The following is a 20,638-nucleotide window of genomic DNA, read 5'->3' as shown; positions in this document are numbered from 1 at the left end:
CCGAAAAACCTGACCGCTCCGCGGTACAAAAAACAATACACTGGCGGTACAGTGCCCAGCTTCCACCCATTTTGCCAAATTGCGTTAAACACCAGTAACCACGTTACTTCCAGCTAACTATGCCTACGCTAAGCTACGCACGGTTTCACTGGGTTTGCAGCGTCTCCAGGCAACTCATAATCCTTTGGTCCACGGTTCGAGTCCGTGTGGGCCCACCAGACACCAAAAAGCCGCGCGAATGCGCGGCTTTTTCATGTCTGCGTCTCAGCCCTCACCGCGGCAACGCATACGCAATCACATAATCCCCCCGATCCGTCGACTGCCGGGCCCCGCCCGCCGTCAGCAGGATGTACTGCCTTCCGGTCTTGGGCGACACGTAGGTCATCGGCCCCGACTGGCTGCCCACCGGCAGGCGGGATTTCCAGATTTCGTCGCCGGTGCCGGTGTCGAAGGCGCGCAGGTAGAAGTCCTGGGTGCCGGCGAAGAACAGCAGGCCGGACTGGGTGGCGAGCGAGGCGCCCAGGGTCGGCATGCCGATCGGGATCGGCAGGTGCATGCGGATGCCCAAGGGGCCTGTGTCCTGCACGGTGCCGACCGGCACTTGCCAGACCAGTTTGCGGGTCTTCAGGTCGATGGCGGACATCGTGCCGAACGGCGGCTTCTGGCACGGAATGCCCGCCGCCGACAGGAAGCGCTCGCGCATCGCGCCGAACGGGGTGCCTTCCTGCGGCACCACGCCCATCTCGATGCCGCTGGCGCCGGCGGCGATCCGGTTGCGCGGGATCATGTAGTTGGCCAGGCCCAGGCGCATGTCGTTGACGAACAGGTAATGGGAGTTCGGATCCACCGACACGCTGCCCCAGTTCATGCCCCCGAGGGAGCCGGGGAACTGCAGGGCGCGATCCATGCCCGGCGGGGTGTAGACGCCTTCGTGGCGCATGCCCTTGAACTGGATGCGGCACATCAGTTGATCGAACGGCGTGGCGCCCCACATGTCTGATTCGGTCAGGGTCTGGTTGCCGATGGAGGGCATCTCCACCGAGAACGGCTGGGTCGGCGAGTAGCGTTCGCCGGGCACGTTGCCTTGCGGCACCTTGCGTTCCTCGACGCGGGCGATCGGTTTGCCGGTCTCGCGGTTGAGCAAGAAAATCTCGCCCTGCTTGGTCACCTGCGCCAGCGCCGGCTGCGTGCCGCCCCGATCGTCCGGCAGGTCGTACAGCAGCGGCTGGGCCGGCAGGTCGAAGTCCCACAGGTCGTGATGGGTGGTCTGGAAGTGCCAGCGCACCTGACCGGTCTTCACGTCGAGGGCGACGATGGAGGAACTCCACTTGTCGTCGAACTCGGTGCGCTGGCCGCCGAAGAAGTCTGGTGTGGCGTTGCCGGTCGGCAGGTAGACCAGTCCGAGTTTGGCGTCGTAGGACATGGCCGACCACACGTTCGGCGTGCCGCGGGTGTAGGTCTCACCGGGCGGCGGGCGTTTGGTGATGTTCGGGTTGCCCGGATCCCAGGCCCACACCAGCTCGCCGCTGCGCACATCGTAGGCGCGGATGACGCCCGGCGGCTCGCCCGTGGAGTAGTTGTCGGCCACGCGGCCGCCGATGATCACCACGTCGCCGGCCACCAGCGGGGTCGAGGTCTGCTGGTAGTAACCCGGTTTGACGTCGCCCATGTCGGTTTTCAGGTCGACGGTGCCTTTGTCGCCGAAGTCGGCGCAGGGCTCGCCGGTTTCGGCGTTGATCGCAATCAGGCGCGCATCGCCGGTCGGCAGGAACAGACGTTTCGCACAGGCTGCCGGGGCAGCGGCCGACCCGTCTGAAGGCGCTTCGAAGTAACCCAATCCCCGGCATCGCTGCCAGTTCGGTGCGCTGCCCTGAGGGTCGAACTTCCAGCGCTGGGTGCCGGTGTCGGCATCGAGGGCGAAGACCTTGCCGTAGGCGGTGCAGGCGTAGACCGTGTCGCCGATCTGCAGCGGCGTGTTCTGGTCTTCGGCGCCGGCACCGGTGCTCTGCGGGATGTCGCCGGTGTGGAAGGTCCAGGCCACCTGGAGCTTGTCGACGTTGGCCTTGTTGATCTGGTCCAGCGCGGCAAAGCGGTTGCCGGCGGTGGTGTTGCCCCAATGGGCCCAGTCCTTCTGCTCCGTGCCCGGCGTGACTGGGGTGACGGCCGGCACGCTGGAGGCTTCGACCACGTGGGTCGGCACAAACATGTAGGCCAGGGCCGCGACGATGCCGACGCCCAGCACGCCCGCCAGCCCGTGGGCGCCCCGCCCTGCCTTGGCACCGGAGACCCGCGCCAGCGTCGGGTAGACCAGCGCCACAACGAAGCCGATCACGGCGAAGGTCAGCACCCGGGAAACCAGCGGCCAGTATTCCAGGCCAGCGTCCCACAGTGCCCAGATCACGGTGAGGATCAACGCGACGCCGTACAGCCATGCCCCTTGCCGTTGGCCACGGGCGATCATTGCCCCGGACACCAGCATCGCCAGGCCCATCAGCAGAAAGTACCCGCTGCCGCCCAAGGCGACGAGCCAGCCACCGCCGCCGGCCAGACCGAGCCCGATCAAGGCAATCAACACACCCAGACCGCGCAGCAGCCATTTGCTGCCGGCGGCAGCCCCAGAATCGTTCATGTCGGACGTTGTTCCCATTTGTGACAAGGGCGGAATAATGTACCGGACGGTTACTTATGGCAATTTGTCGCAATAGAAATGAACCAGACAGTCCAAAAAACCGTTCGATTATCGGCCGTAAGCGTTCTCGCGCCTGAATCTGTAACATGCAGCCCATCCGTCCGCGCCCCTGGAGACGCCCTTTGCCTGACATCCGCCCGCCCGTGCTCGACGAAATCGACCGCCAGCTGATCGCCGCCCTGCAAATCAACGCCCGCGAAAGCGTGGCGATGCTTGCGCGGCAATTGGGCATCGCCCGCACCACCGTGACGTCGCGGCTGGCGCGGCTGGAAAAGGCCAAGGTCATCACCGGTTATGGCGTGCGCCTGGGCCAGCGGGTGGTGGACGGCGGATTGCAGGCGTACGTGGGCATCACCGTGCAGCCGCGCTCCGGCAAAGAGGTGCTGCGCCGGCTCAGCGCCATGGCGCAGGTGCAACAGCTGTGTGCGGTGAGTGGCGAATTTGATTATGTGGCGTGGCTGCGCACCGACTCGCCGGAGCAACTGGATCAGTTGCTCGACCAGATCGGCAGCGTGGACGGGGTGGAGAAGACGACCACGTCGATCATCCTGAGCAGCAAGATCGACCGGGGGCAGCCGGTTTGACCGTCGGGTTCGGCATTTCGGTCGTGCGGTCGGGCCTCATCGCGAGCAGGCTCGCTCCTGTTTTGCTCACTATGCACACCAGCTTCGTCATATCGACTGATGAATCAGCATAACGACGACACTTTGCGTCTTATTAACGTGTTCTGCGCTCCCTAGAATGGCCGGCATCTTTTCCTATACTCAGACGCGCATCCGGCGTCGGGTCGCCAGCAAGGTCAGCCATGAACAAGAACAATCGCCATCCTGCAGACGGTAAAAAGCCGGTCACCATCTTCGGCCCGGACTTCCCATTCGCCTTCGACGACTGGATCGAACACCCAGCCGGCCTGGGCAGCATTCCTGAGCAGCACCACGGCGCGGAAGTGGCGATCGTCGGCGCCGGCATCGCCGGGCTTGTGGCCGCCTACGAGCTGATGAAGTTGGGCCTCAAGCCCGTGGTCTACGAGGCCTCGAAGCTGGGCGGCCGCCTGCGCTCCCAGGCGTTCAACGGCACCGACGGCATCGTCGCGGAACTGGGCGGGATGCGTTTCCCGGTGTCGTCCACCGCGTTCTACCACTATGTCGACAAGCTCGGCCTGGAAACCAAGCCCTTCCCCAACCCGCTGACGCCGGCCTCCGGCAGCACCGTGATCGACCTGGAAGGCAAAACCCATTACGCACAGAAACTGGCGGATCTTCCTGCACTGTTCCAGGAAGTGGCCGACGCCTGGGCAGACGCCCTGGAAGACGGCGCGCGCTTCGGCGAGATCCAGCAGGCGATCCGCGACCGCGACGTGCCGCGCCTCAAAGAGCTGTGGAACACCCTCGTGCCGCTGTGGGACGACCGCACCTTCTATGACTTCGTCGCCACGTCCAAGGCCTTCGCCAAACTGTCGTTCCACCACCGCGAAGTGTTCGGCCAGGTCGGTTTCGGCACCGGCGGCTGGGACTCGGACTTCCCCAACTCGATGCTGGAAATCTTCCGCGTGGTGATGACCAACTGCGACGATCACCAGCACCTGGTGGTCGGCGGCGTCGAACAGGTGCCTCAGGGCATCTGGCGGCACGTGCCGGAGCGCTGCGTGCACTGGCCGCAAGGCACCAGCCTGAAGTCGCTGCACCGCGGCGCGCCGCGTTCGGGCGTGAAGAAGATCGCCCACGCGCCGGGCGGCCGTTTCGCCGTCACCGACAACAACGGCGACACCCGGGAATACGCCGCCGTGCTGACCACCTGCCAGAGCTGGCTGCTGACCACCCAGATCGAGTGCGAAGAGACCCTGTTCTCGCAAAAGATGTGGATGGCCCTCGACCGCACCCGCTACATGCAGTCGTCGAAAACCTTCGTGATGGTCGACCGGCCGTTCTGGAAGGACAAGGATCCGGAAACCGGCCGCGACCTGATGAGCATGACCCTCACCGACCGCCTCACCCGCGGCACGTACCTGTTCGACAACGGCGACGACAAGCCGGGCGTGATCTGCCTGTCGTACTCGTGGATGAGCGATGCGCTGAAGATGCTCCCGCACCCGGTGGAAAAGCGCGTGAAACTGGCGCTGGATGCATTGAAGAAGATCTACCCGAAGGTCGACATCGCCTCGCGCATCATCGGCGATCCGATCACCGTGTCGTGGGAAGCCGACCCGCACTTCCTCGGTGCCTTCAAAGGCGCCCTGCCCGGCCACTACCGCTACAACCAGCGCATGTACGCGCACTTCATGCAGGACGAGATGCCGGCCGAGCAGCGCGGGATCTTCATCGCAGGCGACGACGTGTCGTGGACCCCGGCGTGGGTCGAAGGCGCGGTGCAGACTTCGCTCAACGCGGTGTGGGGAATCATGAAACACTTCGGCGGCGCCACACATAAAGAGAACCCGGGCCCGGGTGATGTGTTCAAAGACATCGGCCCTGTCGCCCTGCCTGAGTAAGAGGAACCCCCGATGCGTGTAGCCCTTTACCAATGTCCGCCGCTGCCCCTGGAACCGGCCGCGAGCCTGCAGCGCCTCCAGCGAGTGGCGATGGAGGCCAAGGGCGCCGACCTGCTGGTGCTGCCGGAGATGTTCATGACCGGCTACAACATCGGCCAGGAAGCGGTCGGCACGCTGGCCGAGGTCTACAACGGCGAATGGGCGCAACAGATCGGACGGATCGCCAAGGCCGCCGGCCTGGCGATCCTCTACGGCTATCCGGAGCGCACCGCCGACGGGCAGATCTACAACGCCGTGCAGTTGATCGACGCCCAGGGCGAACGCCTGTGCAACTACCGCAAGACGCACCTGTTCGGCGATCTCGACCGGTCGATGTTCAGCCCCGGCGAAGATGAGTTTCCCATCGTCGAGCTCAACGGCTGGAAGCTCGGTTTCCTGATCTGCTACGACGTGGAGTTCCCGGAGAACGCCCGGCGCCTGGCCCTGCAAGGCGCCGAGCTGATCCTGGTGCCGACGGCGAACATGGTGCCGTACGACTTCATCGCCGACGTCACCGTCCGTGCCCGCGCCTTCGAAAACCAGTGCTACGTGGCCTACGCCAATTACTGCGGCCACGAAGGCGACATCCATTACTGCGGCCAGAGCAGCATCGCCGCGCCGGACGGCAGCCGCATCGCCCAGGCCGGCCTGGACGAAGCCTTGATCGTCGGCGAACTGGACCGGCGCCTGATGGCCGATTCCCGCGCCGCCAACCGCTACTTCACCGACCGTCGCCCCGAGCTGTACGACGCACTGAACAAACGCTGACCCTGCGTAATCCGCTAGCATGGGCACCTCACCGTTCTGGAAGTGCCCATGCCTGCGCCGACTCATTCCCGCCCCCACACCGAAACCCTGGCCAGCGGCTTGCGCGTGACCCTGCGCCACGTGCCCGGCCTGACGCGCAGCGCCGCCGTGCTGCGGGTGGCCGCCGGCAGCCATGACGTGCCGTTGGCATGGCCGGGCATGGCGCATTTCCTGGAGCATCTGCTGTTTCTCGGCACCGAGCGCTTTCCCGCGCAGCAGGGGTTGATGGCCTACGTGCAGCGCCACGGCGGCCAGGTGAACGCCAGCACCCGCGAACGCACCACGGACTTTTTCATTGAGCTACCGACTGCGTCCTTCAGCGAAGGGCTTGAGCGTCTGTCGGACATGCTCGCCCATCCCCGCATGAATCCGGACGATCAGTTGCGCGAACGGGAAGTGCTGCACGCGGAATTCGTCGCCTGGTCGCAGGATGCGGCAGCCCAGCAGCAACAGGCGCTGTATGCAGGTCTGGCGGCCGACCATCCGCTGCGCGGCTTCCATGCCGGCAATCGGGACAGCCTGCCGGTGCCCCAGGCGAAATTTCAGCAGGCGCTGAAGGCCTTCCATCAGCGGTTCTATCGCACCGGCCAGATGACCCTGAGCCTGGTCGGCCCGCAGAGCCTCGACGCGCTGCTGGCCCTGGCCCGGCAGTTCGACGCGGCGCTGCCGGTTGGGGATAAGGTTGCGCAAACGCCTCCCGTACCCTTGGTGGCTGGCTCGGCGAAAAGTTATCAACAGGTCGGTGAAGGAGTGCTTCACCAGTTGTTCGCTCTTGAGGATCTGCCGGACGGATCCGCCGAAGCGATGGCGTTCCTCTGCCATTGGCTGAACAGCGCCAAACCCGGCGGGCTGCTCGCCCACCTGCGCCATCAGGGATTGGCGCAAGCCCTGAAGGCCGAGCCGCTGTACCGCTTCGGCGGGCAAGCCTTGCTGCATGTGCAGTTCAGCACTCCCGCCACGGGTGCAGAAGCCCTCGTCGAAACGCTGCACGACTGGTTGAGCTTCTTTGCCGCGCAGCGGGACTGGCCGGCATTGCGCCAGGAATACGCGACGCTGCTGCAACGCCGGCAACAGGTCAGCGGCGCGCTGCAATCGGCGCAGGCGGACAGCGAGCAATCGGAAAGCAGCCTGTCCGATGCCGGCGCCGCTGCGCTCGGACAACTCCTGCGCCAGCTCGGCGTTGTGGATAACTTCAGCGACCGTTGGCATCTGCCCGCCGCCAATCCGTTCTTGCGTGAAGCGCCGCCGCTGGCCAACGCCAACCTGATCCGCGGCCAGACCAGCGCCCACCGCGGCCTGCGCACCTTTGCCCAGGATCGCTCGCGCAGCCGCCGGGAACGCTCGGCGATGCAGTTCAGCCAGGCCTTGCCGGATACCGGCGAAGAAGGCGCGGTGTTTGTGCGCTGGGTGCTCGCATCGGCCCCGGCCGAAGGGCTGCCGGCGAGGCTGCAACGGGCTCTGCAAGACGTGGGCGAGGACGCGCGTCAGGCCGGGGTCGAGCTGACCTTCGCGACAACGGGGAATCAATGGCTGCTGAAACTCACCGGCCTGCAGGAGCCGATGCCGGCGGTCCTCGAATCTGCGCTGCAAACGCTGACGCAAACGGACGGCGATGCCCCGCCGGCCGAACCGGAGAGGCCATTGATGCCGATCCGCCAGTTGCTCAAGGCGTTGCCGGAGCAAGGCCTGGAATCCGTCGGCAGCGCTGACGACGCCGCGCACCTGTGGACAACGGCGCGCTGGGACGGTCTGGCCCTCGGCCTCAACGCCAGGACCCAGTCGGCCATGGGCCTGGCCCTGAGCCGCATTCCGGGCACCGCGGACAATCAATTGCCGCCGCAGCCGGCGATCAACGGCGAACGGCTCTGGACTCACATCGATACCGCGTCCCGCGAGCATGCGCTGCTGCTGTTCTGCCCGGCCGCCCGCCACGGACTCGACGACGAAGCAGCCTGGCGCCTGCTGGCCCACATTGGCCAGACGCCGTTCTACCAACGCCTGCGGGTCGAGCTGCAATTGGGTTATGCGGTGTTCAGCGGGATCCGCTCGGTGCACGGCCAGACCGGGCTGCTGTTCGGCGTGCAGTCGCCGAGCGTTGCGCCTGCCGGGTTGCTCGAACACATCCGGCAGTTCATGGACGCGCTTGCGGCGCTTACCGAAAGCCTTGACGATCAAGCGTTCCGGCAACAGCGCCAGGCGCTGGCCGATCAGTTCGACGTCAACGGCCTCGCCCTGAAGGACGCCGCCGAACTGCTGTGGCAGGCCAGGCTGGCCGGCCATCCGTCGGATTATCTGGCGCAGTTGGCCTGCGCCATCGGCGAGACGAACCGTGTGGCCCTGACCGACGCCGCGCAGCGCCTGATCAGCGCCGAAGGCGGCTGGCGCTGCCTGGCCGACAGCCCTTCGCCGGGTGCGCCGTGGCGAACGGCAAAATGATCATTACCTGAGCTGCAATGAGCTTTCTCGCAGATTCACGGGCAAAGCCTCTGAAATTTTGAGTAACATAGCCGCCTAACTATTTTGAACGTCATCGCGCTGCCGTGGACTATACCTATGGATAGCGCTGTCTCAACCACCCGAAACCATTGAGGAGTCACCTTATGTCCTGGACCAAACCGGCCTACACCGACCTGCGCATCGGCTTCGAAGTCACCATGTACTTCGCCAGCCGCTGAGTCCTGCCCCAGGCAGAACACAGCAGTGCAACGCCTCGGCCCGCCGGGGCGTTTTGTTATCCGCGTTGAAATGATGGAGCGCTCATGTTTGTCCAGATTCTGGGTTCGGCCGCCGGCGGCGGTTTTCCGCAGTGGAACTGCAACTGCGTCAACTGCGCCGGCTTTCGCGACGGCAGCCTGAACGCCCGGGCCCGCACCCAATCGTCCATCGCGATCTCCGATGACGGCGTGAACTGGGTGCTGTGCAACGCCTCGCCGGACATCCGCGCCCAGCTCCAGGGCTTCGCCCCGATGCAGCCGGGCCGGGCCCTGCGCGACACCGGCATCGGCGCGATCATCCTGATGGACAGCCAGATCGACCACACCACCGGCCTGCTCAGCCTGCGCGAAGGTTGCCCGCATCAGGTCTGGTGCACGGACATGGTCCACGAAGACCTGAGCACCGGTTTCCCGCTGTTCAACATGCTCAAGCACTGGAACGGCGGCCTGGACTGGAACCGCATCGAGCTCGACCAGAGCTTCACCATCGCCGCCTGCCCGAACCTGCGCTTCACCCCGCTGCCCCTGCGCAGCGCCGCGCCGCCGTATTCGCCGCACCGCTTCGACCCGCACCCGGGCGACAATATCGGCCTGATCGTTGAAGACCTGAACACCGGCGGCAAGCTGTTCTACGCTCCGGGGCTGGGCAAGGTCGATGCGCCGCTGCTGGCGATCATGGCCGGCAGCGACTGCGTGCTGGTGGACGGCACGCTGTGGGACGACGATGAGATGCAGCGCCGCGGCGTCGGCACCCGCACCGGCCGCGAGATGGGCCACCTGGCCCAGAACGGCCCCGGCGGCATGCTCGAAGTGCTGGAGCAATTGCCTAAGCAGCGCAAGGTGCTCATCCACATCAACAACACCAACCCGATCCTCGACGAGGATTCGCCGGAGCGGGCGGAGCTGGCGCGGCGTGAGGTCGAAGTGGCCTATGACGGCATGAGCCTGGTGCTCTAGTTGATGGCATCATCGCTGGCCAGCCAGCTCCCACAAGGTTCCGTGATACACACAAAACCTGTGGCAGCTGGCTGACCGGCGAAGGCGTCCTGACCGGCACCCAAGAATCCAACGGTTGTTCCCGGAGAACCGACATGAGCGACACCCCGATGTCCCCCGCCGAATTCGAGGCGGCGCTGCGCGCCAAGGGCGCCTACTACCACATCCATCACCCGTACCACGTGGCGATGTATGAAGGCCGGGCCACCCGTGAGCAGATCCAGGGCTGGGTCGCCAACCGCTTCTACTATCAGGTGAACATTCCCCTGAAGGACGCGGCGATCCTGGCCAACTGTCCGGACCGCGAAATCCGCCGCGAGTGGATCCAGCGCCTGCTCGACCACGACGGCGCGCCCGGCGAAGACGGCGGCATCGAGGCCTGGCTGCGCCTGGGCCAGGCGGTCGGCCTCGACCCGGATCAACTGCGTTCCCAGGAACTGGTGCTGCCCGGCGTGCGCTTCGCGGTCGACGCCTACGTCAACTTCGCCCGCCGCGCCAGTTGGCAGGAAGCCGCCAGCAGCTCGCTGACCGAGCTGTTCGCGCCGCAGATCCACCAGTCGCGCCTCGACAGCTGGCCCCAGCATTACCCGTGGATCGACCCGGCCGGCTACGAATACTTCCGCACCCGCCTGGGCCAGGCGCGCCGGGACGTGGAGCACGGCCTGGCGATCACCCTGGAGCACTACAAGACCCGCGAGGGCCAGGAGCGCATGCTGGAGATTCTCCAGTTCAAACTGGACATCCTTTGGAGCATGCTCGACGCCATGAGCATGGCCTACGAACTGAACCGCCCGCCGTATCACAGCGTGACCGGAGAACGGGTCTGGCATAAAGGAATCACCCTATGAGCTTCGACCGCAGCCTGACCCCGCACTGGCGTCCCGGCTACCGTTTCCAGTACGAACCGGCGCAGAAAGGCCACGTGCTGCTGTACCCCGAGGGCATGATCAAGCTCAACGACAGTGCCGCGCTGATCGGCGGCCTGATCGATGGCGAGCGGGATGTCGCCGCGATCATCGCCACCCTCGCGCTGCAGTTCCCCGGCGTGCCGGAGCTCGGTGACGACATCGAGCAATTCATGGAGGTCGCCCGTGCAGAGCACTGGATCACCCTTGCCTGAACCGTCGGTGCAGGTGCCGCCCAAACCCGAGGTCGGCCTGCCGCTGTGGCTGCTCGCCGAGCTGACCTACCGCTGCCCGCTGCAATGCCCGTACTGCTCCAACCCGCTGGACTTCGCGCAGCAGGGCCAGGAACTGAGCACCGAACAGTGGCTCAAGGTGTTCCGCGAGGCGCGGGAGATGGGCGCGGCGCAACTGGGCTTTTCCGGGGGCGAACCGCTGGTGCGCCAGGACCTCGCCGAACTGATCGGCGAGGCGCGCAAGCTGGGCTTCTACACCAACCTGATCACCTCGGGCATCGGCCTCACCGAGCAGAAGATCAGTGACTTCAAGAAAGCCGGCCTCGACCACATCCAGATCAGCTTCCAGGCCAGCGACGAGCAGGTGAACAACCTGCTGGCCGGCTCGAAGAAGGCCTTCGCCCAGAAGCTGGAGATGGCCCGGGCGGTCAAGGCCCATGGCTATCCGATGGTGCTCAACTTCGTCACCCACCGGCACAACATCGACAAGATCGACCGCATCATCGAGCTGTGCCTGGCGCTGGAGGCGGATTTCGTCGAGCTCGCCACCTGCCAGTTCTACGGCTGGGCGCAGCTCAACCGCGTCGGCCTGCTGCCGACCCGCGAGCAACTGGTGCGCGCCGAGCGCATCACCAACGAGTACCGCGCCAAACTGGAGGCCGAAGGGCATCCGTGCAAGCTGATCTTCGTCACCCCGGACTACTACGAAGAACGCCCCAAGGCCTGCATGAACGGCTGGGGCAGCCTGTTCCTGACAGTCACGCCGGACGGCACGGCCCTGCCCTGCCACGGCGCCCGGCAGTTGCCGGTGCAGTTCCCCAACGTGCGCGACCACAGCATGCAGCACATCTGGTACGACTCGTTCGGCTTCAACCGCTTTCGCGGCTACGACTGGATGCCCGAGCCGTGCCGCTCCTGCGACGAGAAGGAACAGGACTTCGGCGGCTGCCGCTGCCAGGCCTTCATGCTCACCGGCGATGCGAGCAACGCCGACCCGGTGTGCAGCAAGTCCGAACACCACGGCGTGATCCTGGCCGCCCGCGAAGAGGCCGAGCACGCCACCCAGACCATCGATCAACTGGCCTTTCGCAATGAACGAAACTCGCGCCTCATCGCCAAGGGCTGAACCGTTCAGCGCCACCGCCGCCGTCACCGCCGGGGTGGATTTCGCCGAACTGCAACTGGGCGCCCTTGGCCTGTTCTGGAACGAATACCGTCCCCAAGACGCCGCATGCCGGATCTGGCACTGGCGGGACGGGCAGGCCCGATGCCTGACCCCGCCCGGGTTCAGCGTGCGCAGCCGCGTGTACGAATACGGCGGCGGGGCGTTCTGCCTGACGGATGACGGGGTGGTGTTCGTCAACGAGGCGGATCAGCAGCTTTACCGCCAAACGCCGGAAGGGGCGCCCGAGGCGCTGACCTCCGGCGAGTGCCGCTATGGCGACCTGGGTTTCTACGGTGGCCAGGTGCTGGCGGTCGAAGAACAGCGCGACCGGCACCGCTTGGTGTCCGTCGAACTGGCTGACGGCCACCGAAAGGTGCTGGCCGAAGGCGCGGACTTCTACGCCGCTCCGGTCGTGAGCCCCGACGGCCGGCGTCTGGCCTGGATCGAATGGAGCCGGCCGCATCAGCCGTGGACGTCGACCCGGTTGATGGTGGCCGAACGCACGGCGCAGGGAGTTGGCGCGGCACGATGCCTCGCCGGGGACGGGCCAGAAGAGTCGGTCCAGCAACCGCGCTTCGATGCTGACGGACGGCTGGGGTGCCTGACCGACCGTGGCGGGCATTGGCAGCCATGGGTCGAGTCCGCAGACGGCCTGCAGCCATTGGCCAGCGCCGAGGCCGACCACGCCCCGGCGCCCTGGCAGATGGGCGGCTGCACGTGGCTGCCGCAGGGCGAGACGTTTCTGGCCAGTTGGAGCGAAGGCGGCTTCGGTCGTTTGGCACTCGCCGGCGAAGACTTCACCGGCGCTTACAGCCGCTTCCGTCATCTCGCGCTGGATGAGCGTTTCATCTACGCCATCGCCGCCTCCCCCGTGAGCCCGTCGGCGGTCATCGCCATCGACCGAACCTCGCACGAGGTAACGGTACTGGCCGGCGGCGCTGCGCCGCTGCCCGCCGAACGCATCAGCCGACCGCAGACCCTGCGCTACCCCAGCGGCGGCGGGGAGGCCCACGGTTTCTTCTATCCGGCCACCAACGGCGACGCACGGCCGCCGTTGGTGGTGTTCATCCACGGCGGCCCGACGTCAGCCTGCTACCCGATTCTCGATCCGCGCATCCAGTACTGGGCGCAACGCGGCTTCGCCGTCGCCGACCTCAACTACCGGGGCAGCAGCGGTTACGGCCGTGAATATCGGCAGGCCCTGCACCTGAACTGGGGCGAGGTGGACGTCGAGGATGCCTGCGCGGTGGTGGCGCATCTGTCCGGACGCGGCATGATCGACGGCGAACGCGCCTTTATCCGAGGCGGCAGCGCCGGCGGCTACACCACCTTGTGCGCCCTGGCGTTCCACCGGGTGTTCCGCGCCGGCGCCAGCCTGTACGGAGTCAGCGATCCGCTGGCGCTGGGCCGGGCGACCCACAAGTTCGAGGGCGATTACCTGGACTGGCTGATCGGCGATCCGCAGCGGGACGCCGAACGCTACGCCGCCCGCACGCCCCTGCTGCATGCGGGCAACATCGGTGTGCCGGTGATTTTCTTTCAGGGCGAACTGGATGCGGTCGTGGTGCCGCAGCAGACCCGCGACATGGTGGCGGCGCTTGAGCGCAACGGCATTCCGGTCGAGGCGCACTATTACGCCGATGAGCGCCACGGCTTCCGCCGCGCCGCGAACCAGGCCCATGCGCTGGAGCAGGAGTGGGCGTTCTATCGGCGGGTGATGGATTCGATGGACTGACCCCATCGCGGGCAGGCTCGCGATGGGGTCAGTCAGACGCCGTAGCGCTCAACGCTTGGCGATGATGTACACCGCATGCACGATCCCCGGAATGTACCCGCACAACGTCAGCAGAATGTTCAGCCAGAACGCGCCGCCGAATCCGACCTGAAGGAACACCCCCAGCGGCGGCAGGATGATGGCGATGATGATGCGGATGAAGTCCATGGGCAGCTCCTGTTCGGGATGGGGTCGGCTCAAGCCGTACAAGCCAATCGACCTGCACGCCGGGTCAGGGGTTCAGTGCAATCGCCGCTCACGGCACAAAAAAACGCCCCACGCGAAAAGAATCAGGCGTGAGGCGTGCGTTATACCGCGAGACGGTTCTTGAATTCGGGTGGGAAACGTCAGCTCAGACGGCAATCCCTTTGCGGCATTGCACCTGCGCGGTGCGCACCCGGGAGAAGGCCCGCGCCAGGCGAACCAGCATCTCGTCGATGTTGGCCTGGCTGACCGTCAACGCCGGGGTGAAGCGCAGGCAGTCCGGTTGCGGCGCGTTGAGCAGCAGGCCTTCATGCAGCGCGGCTTTGACCACAGCATCCGCCGAGTCGTCCGACAGGCTCAGCCCCCAGAACAGGCCCTGACCGCGCAATTCGCCGTGCCCGTATCGATGGGCCAACCGGGCCAGGCCTTCTCGCAGATGCTGGCCGTTGTCGTTCACGTGCTGAAGAAAGGCGCGGTCCTGCACGCTGTCGAGCACCACCAGGCCGGCGGCGGTCATCAGCGCATTGCCGTGATGGGTGCCGCCCAGCTCGCCGGCGTCGAAGCAGCACGCGGTGCCCCGCGCCAGCAGCGCCGCCAGCGGCACACCGCCGCCGAGCCCCTTGCCGAGCACGACGATGTCGGCGCGCACGCCGAAGGTTTGCTCCGCGAGCAACGTGCCGCAGCGGCCGATGCCGGTCTGCACCTCATCGAGGATCAGCAGGATGCCCAGTTCGCGGCACAGGCGCTCGACGCCCTTGAGGTAATGCTCGCTGGCCGGGATCACCCCGGCATCGCTCTGGATCGGCTCAAGCATGATCGCCACGGTCTGCGCGTCCACCGCCGCATGCAAGGCCGGCAGGTCGTTGAACGGCACTTGGTCGAAACCCGGCAGCAGCGGCGCGAAACGGTTGGTCAGGTTGGCGCTGTCCGAGGCCGAGATCGTCGCCAGGCTGCGGCCGTGGCAACCCTGGCGGGCCACGATGATCCGCGAGGCGCCGCCGCGGTGCCGCTGCCCCCATTTGCGCGCCAGCTTGATCGCCGCCTCGCAGGCTTCGCTGCCGCTGTTGAGCAGGTAGGCCTGATCGCTGGCGGTGCCGGCGCACAGGCGCTCGGCGAGGCTGAGCATGCCGCGGTTGAGCAGGTTGAAGCCGGGGTTGATCAAGGCCTGGGCCTGGCCGGCGATGGCCTTGACCAGGGCCGAAGGGCTGTGGCCGAGGCTGTTGGCGCCGCCGGCCTGAGAAAAGTCCAGGTACGCGCGGTCGTTGCTGTCCCACAGCCACGAGCCTTGGCCGCGCACGAATACCTGCTGCGGGCGCTCGACGCCGGACATCAGGCGCTCCACGCCGTCGCCGGCATCGGTTTGCCCGGCTTCGAAAGCCAGGTCATCGAGGCTCGGCGCCGGACGCCGCAATCCGAACAGCGTCATTGGAAAAAACCTCGTTTGAGGTTTTTTGAACTGCCTATGCAAACTCGGTTGAAACAAACGCTGGTCATTGCCCTTTCCGGCCCTGCAAGCCCTGTGAATGCGGTTAGACTAGGCCGGTTCCCGGCGTCGGGCCATTTCGATTTACCAGCATTTTCGATAAGTAACGCTTATGGATTTCAAACAACTGCGCTATTTCGTCGCGGTCTACGAGGAAGGTCATGTCGGGCGGGCGGCCGAGCGGCTGTCGATCTCCCAGCCGGCCCTGTCCCAGCAGATCCGCCAGCTTGAACAGCACCTCGACGTCACCCTGTTCGAGCGCAGCAGCAAACGCCTGCTGCCCACCCTCGCCGCCCACACCCTGTACAACCACGCCCTGCCGTTGCTCGACGGCCTGCAGCGGGCCCGGGAAGCCCTGGGCAACTTCAAGGGCCAGGCTCTGCGCACCCTGGCCATCGGCGTGCTGCAGACCGTGCACACCAGCCTGGTGCCGCAGATGCTCGAACGGGTGCGCAAGGCCCAGCCCCATCTGGTGGTGCAGATCTATGAGCTGACGGGGCTGGAGATCGAACGGCGCCTGCTCAACGGCTCGCTGGACATCGGCATCAGCTACTTGCCGCCGCGCCAGCCCGGGTTGCATGGCGTGAAGCTGTACGAAGATGAACTCACGCTGGTCATCCCGGCGGATCACCCGTTGCGGGAATTCAAGAAAGTCTCGATGAGCCAGGCCGCCGAACTGCCGATGTTGCTGCTGGGGGAAGAGTTCCAGATCCGCCAGATCTGGCAGGCGCAACTGACCCGGCTCGGGCGACGCCCGCACGTGCAGGCGGAACTGAACAACATGGTGGGGATTCTCGACAGCCTGCACCACACGCGGCTGGCGACGGTGCTGCCCGGCCGTTCGCAGCAGGAGTACGACGATCAGGGCCTGCTGTGGAAGCCGCTCAGCGAACCGCGGGTGCCGCTGACGGTGGGGCTGGTGTGTCGCGACGTGCAACGCCAGCAGGCTTCGATGAGCTTGCTGCGAACCTTGCTGGAAGAGGTGATGCAGCGTGAGGCCGATCCGCTGTAGTCCGCGAAAGGCCTTGAGGCGAGGGGTGGAAACTTTTCTGCGGGCATAAGAAAACCCCGCCGAAGCGGGGCTTTGCAGACTGTTTCCCTGACATCCATTTCACTCCGCCACCCTGGCAGAATCCTACGTGTCCGTGTTGTTGCTTTGCGCTTCCTGCGCGACGTCCATGGAAAGAAGATTAGCTCTGGATCCAATCTGCGCATAGGGGAGAAAAGCGGCACGTCATGTAAGCGAAAGCTTACATGACGTGGCTGACTCAGAACTGCGCCGCGTCCAGCAGGTACAGCGACTCGCTGCCGGCCTTCACCGAAGCGCTCAGCGAGTGGATCCGCGGCAGCAGGCGGGCGAAGTAGAACCGGGCGGTGCCGAGCTTGCTCGCGTAGAAATCGTCCTGCGCCTCTTTGCCCAGCGCGGCCTTGGCCATCAGTGCCCACATGTAGGCGTAGGCGGCGTAGCCGAACGCTTGCAGGTACTCGACCGAAGCCGCGCCGATTTCGTTCGGGTTGGTCTTCGCGCGGTCCAGCAGCCAGGCGGTCAGTTCGTCGAGGACATCGACCGCCGCGTTCAGCGGCTGGGTGAACTCGGCGAGACCGGCGTCGGCGGTCGCGGTGAAGTGGCGCATCTCATCGGCGAACAGCTTGTAGAACGCACCGCCGCTGCCGACGATCTTGCGCCCCACCAGATCCAGCGCCTGGATGCCGTTGGTGCCTTCGTAGATCTGGGTGATGCGCACGTCACGCACCAGTTGCTCCTGGCCCCACTCGCGGATGTAGCCATGGCCGCCGAAGACCTGCTGGCCATGGACGGTGGTCTCAAGGCCCAGGTCGGTGAGGAACGCCTTGGCCACCGGGGTCAGCAGCGCCACCAGGTCTTCCGCGCGCTTGCGGGTCGCGGCGTCTTCGCTGAACTTGGCGGTGTCCAGTTGCATCGCCACATAGGTGGAGAACGCACGGCCGCCTTCGTTCGAGGCCTTCATGGTCAACAGCATGCGGCGCACGTCCGGGTGGACGATGATCGGGTCGGCGACCTTGTCCTTGTTCTGCGCGCCGGTCGGCGCACGGCTCTGCAGGCGGTCACGGGCGTATTCGAGGGCGTTCTGGTAGGAGCGCTCGCCGGTGGCCAGGCCCTGGATGCCCACGCCCAGACGCTCGTAGTTCATCATGGTGAACATCGCGGCCAGGCCCTTGTTCGGCTCGCCGACCAGATAGCCTTCGGCTTCGTCGAAGTTCATCACGCAGGTGGCGGAGGCCTGGATGCCCATCTTGTGCTCGATCGAGCCGCAGGTGGCCGGATTGCGGGCGCCCAGGCTGCCGTCGGCGTTGACCAGGAACTTCGGCACCAGGAACAGCGAGATGCCTTTCGGGCCCGCCGGCGCGTCCGGCAGCTTGGCCAGCACCAGGTGGATGATGTTCTCGGTCAGGTCGTGCTCGCCGCCGGTGATGAAGATCTTGGTGCCGCTGACCTTGTAGGTGCCGTCGGCCTGAGGCTCGGCCTTGGTGCGGATGATGCCCAGGTCCGTGCCGGCGTGCGGCTCGGTCAGGCACATGGAACCGGCCCAGACCCCGGCGTACATGTTCGGCAGGTACGCGGCCTTCAGCTCTTCGCTGGCATGGGCGTTGATCGACAGGCACGCGCCGGCGGTCAGCATCGGGTACAGGCCGAACGCGAGGCTGGCGGAGTTGACCATTTCCTCGACCTGGGCCGACACGGCCTTGGGCATGCCCATGCCGCCGTAGGCCGGATCGCCGCCGACGCCGACCCAGCCGCCTTCGGCGTAGGTCTGATAAGCCTGCGGGAAACCGGCCGGCGTGGTGACGGCACCGTCGGCCCAACGGCAGCCTTCTTCGTCGGCGGCCCGGCTCAGGGGCGCGATGCTTTTGCTGGTGACCTTGCCGGCCTCTTCGAGAATCGCTTCGACGGTCTCGGCGTCGACGGTCTCGGCCAACGCCGGCAGTTCGGCCCAGAGCTTGGCGACCTCGAACACTTCATTGAGGACGAAGCGCATATCGCGCAGCGGCGCTTTGTAGTCAGCCATGGCAAACCTCGCAGATCTAAACAGGTGATTCGTGGAGTGGTGGTTTCGTTGAGCCGGAGTGTACATCAACAACTTTTGCGACACATAGGGTCAACAGATGACCATTATGTAATTTTTGGTCACCGCATTCCGCACGTGAAGGCCTTGTGGCGAGGGCGCTTGCTCCCGCCGACAGCGCAGCCGACCCAAAGTCAGCGCTGCGCACTCGAGCGGGAGCAAACCACAGGAGATGTCAGAGCGAGAACAGCTCCGCCGGCAGCTTCATCAGGCAATCGCTGCCCGCCTCGACCGCGGCCCGATGAGCGGCGGTGCGCGGCAGCAGGCGCTTGAAATAGAACTCGCAGGTGGCCAGCTTGCCCCGGCAGAAATCGCCGTCGCCCTCGCCCGCCTCCAGTTGCGCCTGGGCCACCTGGGCCATGCGCAGCCACAGGTAAGCCAGGACGATGTAGCCGCTGTACATCAGATAGTCCACCGACGCGGCACCCACCTCGTCCGGGTTCTTCATCGCCGCGCCGCCGACCAGCAGAGTCAATTCGCCCCACTGTCGGTTGAGCTGATCGAGCTGCGCAACGAACCCGCCCAACTGCGCATGGCCGGCGTGCGCTTGACAGAACTTGTGCACGATCCGGGTGAATCCGCGCAGCAGCTTGCCCTGGCTGCCGAGCACCTTGCGCCCGAGCAGGTCCAGCGCCTGGATGCCGTTGGTGCCTTCGTAGATCGGCGCGATCCGGCAGTCCCGCACCAGTTGCTCCATGCCCCATTCGCGGATGAAGCCGTGGCCGCCGAACACCTGCATGCCGTGGTTGGTCACCTCCAGCCCGGTCTCGGTCATGAACGCCTTGCAGATCGGCGTGAGGAACGCCAACAGGTCCTCTGCCTCGCGGCGGGCGGCCTCGTCCCGGCTCAGGTGGGCGATGTCGAGCATCTGCGCGGTGAAGTAGGTCAAGGCGCGGTTGCCTTCGTTGAAGGCTTTCATGGTCAGCAGCATCCGCCGCACGTCCGGGTGGACGATGATCGGGTCGGCCGGCCTGTCCGGTGCCTTGGCGCCGGTCAGCGAGCGCATCTGCAAGCGGTCGTTGGCGTAGCGGACCGCGCCTTGGAAGCTCGCCTCTCCCAGACACAGGCCTTGCATGCCGGTGCCGAGCCGCGCGTGGTTCATCATGGTGAACATGCAGTTCAGGCCCTTGTTCGGCTCGCCGATCAGAAAGCCTTTGGCCCCGTCGAAGTTCATCACGCAGGTGGCCGACCCCTTGATGCCCATCTTGTGTTCGATGGAGCCGCAGGTCACACCGTTGCGCTCGCCCGCCTCCCCCGCCGCATCAGGCAGGAACTTGGGCACGATGAACAGCGAAATGCCCTTGGTGCCGGCCGGCGCGTCCGGCAGCTTGGCCAGCACCAGGTGGATGATGTTGGCGCTCATGTCGTGCTCGCCGGCGGAGATGAAGATCTTGCTGCCGGTGACCGCGTAACTGCCGTCGGCCTGGGGCACGGCGCGGGTCTTGATCAGGCCCAGGTCCGTGCCGCAGTGGGCTTCGGTCAAGCACATGGTGCCGGTCCAGCGGCCGGCGGTGAGCGGGTTCAGGTAGGTCTGTTTCTGTGCGTCGCTGCCGTGGGCGTGGATCGCCGACATGGCGCCGTGGGTCAGGCCCGGGTACATGCCCCAGGAGGTGTTGCTGGAGGCGACCATCTCGCTGACCGCCAGCCCCAGCGAGCTCGGCAGGCCCTGGCCGCCGTAGGCCGGATCCGCCGCCAGCCCGTGCCAGCCGCCTTCGACGTACTGCGCGAACGCTTGCTTGAACCCTGTGGGCGTCGTCACCGTTCCGTTGTCGAAACGGCAGCCTTCTTCGTCGCCGCTGCGGTTGAGCGGCGCCAGCACGTTCTCACAGAATTTCGCACCCTCTTCGAGGATCGCATGCACCATGTCCGGGCTGGCGTCGTGGGCGCCGAGGGCCGCGTAGTGGGCATGGAAACCGAAGACGTGGTCGATCAGAAAGCGCATGTCGCGCAAGGGGGCCTTGTACTCGGGCATGGTGCTTCTCCTTCAGCGGTTTGCCCTCAACCTACCGCCGGCCGCCCTGCCCCCACAATCAATGT

Annotated in this window: 16 protein-coding genes; 11 read left to right on the top strand and 5 right to left on the bottom strand. The window is 65.8% G+C overall.

Features of this window, described 5'->3' with window-relative positions; genetic code table 11:
- Positions 1–271: 271 nt before the first annotated feature.
- Complete coding sequence (locus CAG41_RS03360) at positions 272–2,629, bottom strand: glucose/quinate/shikimate family membrane-bound PQQ-dependent dehydrogenase (protein WP_085706704.1); 2,358 nt, start codon at positions 2,627–2,629, stop codon at positions 272–274.
- A 182-nt stretch (positions 2,630–2,811) separates the two neighbouring features.
- Between CAG41_RS03360 and CAG41_RS03355 the strand changes: the two genes are divergently transcribed.
- The 10 genes from CAG41_RS03355 to CAG41_RS03310 all read left to right on the top strand — a co-directional run bounded on the left by CAG41_RS03355 (position 2,812) and on the right by CAG41_RS03310 (position 13,771).
- Positions 2,812–3,273 carry an Lrp/AsnC family transcriptional regulator gene (locus CAG41_RS03355; protein ID WP_046029956.1) on the top strand — a complete coding sequence of 154 codons (462 nt, stop codon included), beginning with the start codon at positions 2,812–2,814 and terminating at the stop codon, positions 3,271–3,273.
- A 221-nt stretch (positions 3,274–3,494) separates the two neighbouring features.
- The gene (locus tag CAG41_RS03350) at positions 3,495–5,177 is read left to right on the top strand and encodes an NAD(P)/FAD-dependent oxidoreductase (RefSeq protein ID WP_085586300.1); all 1,683 of its coding nucleotides are present in this window, start codon (positions 3,495–3,497) and stop codon (positions 5,175–5,177) included.
- Positions 5,178–5,189: 12 nt separating this feature from the next.
- Positions 5,190–5,984 carry a carbon-nitrogen hydrolase family protein gene (locus CAG41_RS03345; protein WP_085706703.1) on the top strand — a complete coding sequence of 265 codons (795 nt, stop codon included), beginning with the start codon at positions 5,190–5,192 and terminating at the stop codon, positions 5,982–5,984.
- A 48-nt stretch (positions 5,985–6,032) separates the two neighbouring features.
- Entirely contained in the window at positions 6,033–8,459 is a 2,427-nt protein-coding gene (gene pqqF, locus CAG41_RS03340) for a pyrroloquinoline quinone biosynthesis protein PqqF (protein WP_085706702.1), read from the top strand.
- Positions 8,460–8,623: 164 nt separating this feature from the next.
- Complete coding sequence (gene pqqA, locus CAG41_RS03335; protein ID WP_003422658.1) at positions 8,624–8,698, top strand: pyrroloquinoline quinone precursor peptide PqqA; 75 nt, start codon at positions 8,624–8,626, stop codon at positions 8,696–8,698.
- A gap of 84 nt (positions 8,699–8,782) precedes the next feature.
- Positions 8,783–9,694 carry a pyrroloquinoline quinone biosynthesis protein PqqB gene (gene pqqB / locus CAG41_RS03330; protein WP_085586306.1) on the top strand — a complete coding sequence of 304 codons (912 nt, stop codon included), beginning with the start codon at positions 8,783–8,785 and terminating at the stop codon, positions 9,692–9,694.
- 134 nt (positions 9,695–9,828) lie between these two features.
- Entirely contained in the window at positions 9,829–10,581 is a 753-nt protein-coding gene (gene pqqC / locus CAG41_RS03325; protein ID WP_085693859.1) for a pyrroloquinoline-quinone synthase PqqC, read from the top strand.
- The gene (gene pqqD, locus CAG41_RS03320; protein WP_085655808.1) at positions 10,578–10,853 is read left to right on the top strand and encodes a pyrroloquinoline quinone biosynthesis peptide chaperone PqqD; all 276 of its coding nucleotides are present in this window, start codon (positions 10,578–10,580) and stop codon (positions 10,851–10,853) included. Before pqqC ends, pqqD begins: the two co-directional genes overlap by 4 nt.
- Positions 10,825–11,997 carry a pyrroloquinoline quinone biosynthesis protein PqqE gene (gene pqqE, locus CAG41_RS03315; protein ID WP_085586313.1) on the top strand — a complete coding sequence of 391 codons (1,173 nt, stop codon included), beginning with the start codon at positions 10,825–10,827 and terminating at the stop codon, positions 11,995–11,997. The genes pqqD and pqqE overlap by 29 nt, the downstream gene beginning before the upstream one ends.
- Entirely contained in the window at positions 11,963–13,771 is a 1,809-nt protein-coding gene (locus tag CAG41_RS03310) for a S9 family peptidase (RefSeq protein WP_085706701.1), read from the top strand. Before pqqE ends, CAG41_RS03310 begins: the two co-directional genes overlap by 35 nt.
- Positions 13,772–13,819: 48 nt before the next feature.
- Here CAG41_RS03310 and CAG41_RS03305 read toward each other — a convergent pair whose 3' ends face one another.
- Both CAG41_RS03305 and CAG41_RS03300 read right to left on the bottom strand, forming a co-directional pair.
- Positions 13,820–13,978 carry a YqaE/Pmp3 family membrane protein gene (locus CAG41_RS03305; RefSeq protein WP_065259115.1) on the bottom strand — a complete coding sequence of 53 codons (159 nt, stop codon included), beginning with the start codon at positions 13,976–13,978 and terminating at the stop codon, positions 13,820–13,822.
- A gap of 184 nt (positions 13,979–14,162) precedes the next feature.
- A complete protein-coding gene (locus tag CAG41_RS03300; RefSeq protein ID WP_085693856.1) occupies positions 14,163–15,440 on the bottom strand; it encodes an aspartate aminotransferase family protein in 1,278 nt (425 codons plus the stop codon).
- A gap of 169 nt (positions 15,441–15,609) precedes the next feature.
- On the opposite strand from CAG41_RS03300, the gene CAG41_RS03295 reads away from it, so the two are divergent.
- Positions 15,610–16,509: a LysR family transcriptional regulator gene (locus tag CAG41_RS03295; RefSeq protein WP_085586319.1), complete on the top strand. Its 900-nt coding sequence runs from the start codon at positions 15,610–15,612 to the stop codon at positions 16,507–16,509.
- 256 nt (positions 16,510–16,765) lie between these two features.
- Here CAG41_RS03295 and CAG41_RS03290 read toward each other — a convergent pair whose 3' ends face one another.
- A complete protein-coding gene (locus CAG41_RS03290; RefSeq protein WP_085586321.1) occupies positions 16,766–18,544 on the bottom strand; it encodes an acyl-CoA dehydrogenase C-terminal domain-containing protein in 1,779 nt (592 codons plus the stop codon).
- A gap of 232 nt (positions 18,545–18,776) precedes the next feature.
- The gene (locus CAG41_RS03285) at positions 18,777–20,573 is read right to left on the bottom strand and encodes an acyl-CoA dehydrogenase C-terminal domain-containing protein (RefSeq protein ID WP_085586323.1); all 1,797 of its coding nucleotides are present in this window, start codon (positions 20,571–20,573) and stop codon (positions 18,777–18,779) included.
- Positions 20,574–20,638: the final 65 nt, after the last annotated feature.

Source organism: Pseudomonas sp. B35(2017) (assembly GCF_002113645.1).
Taxonomy (GTDB): Bacteria; Pseudomonadota; Gammaproteobacteria; order Pseudomonadales; family Pseudomonadaceae; genus Aquipseudomonas; species Aquipseudomonas ekonensis.
This window is presented reverse-complemented; position numbering and strand designations above follow the sequence as displayed.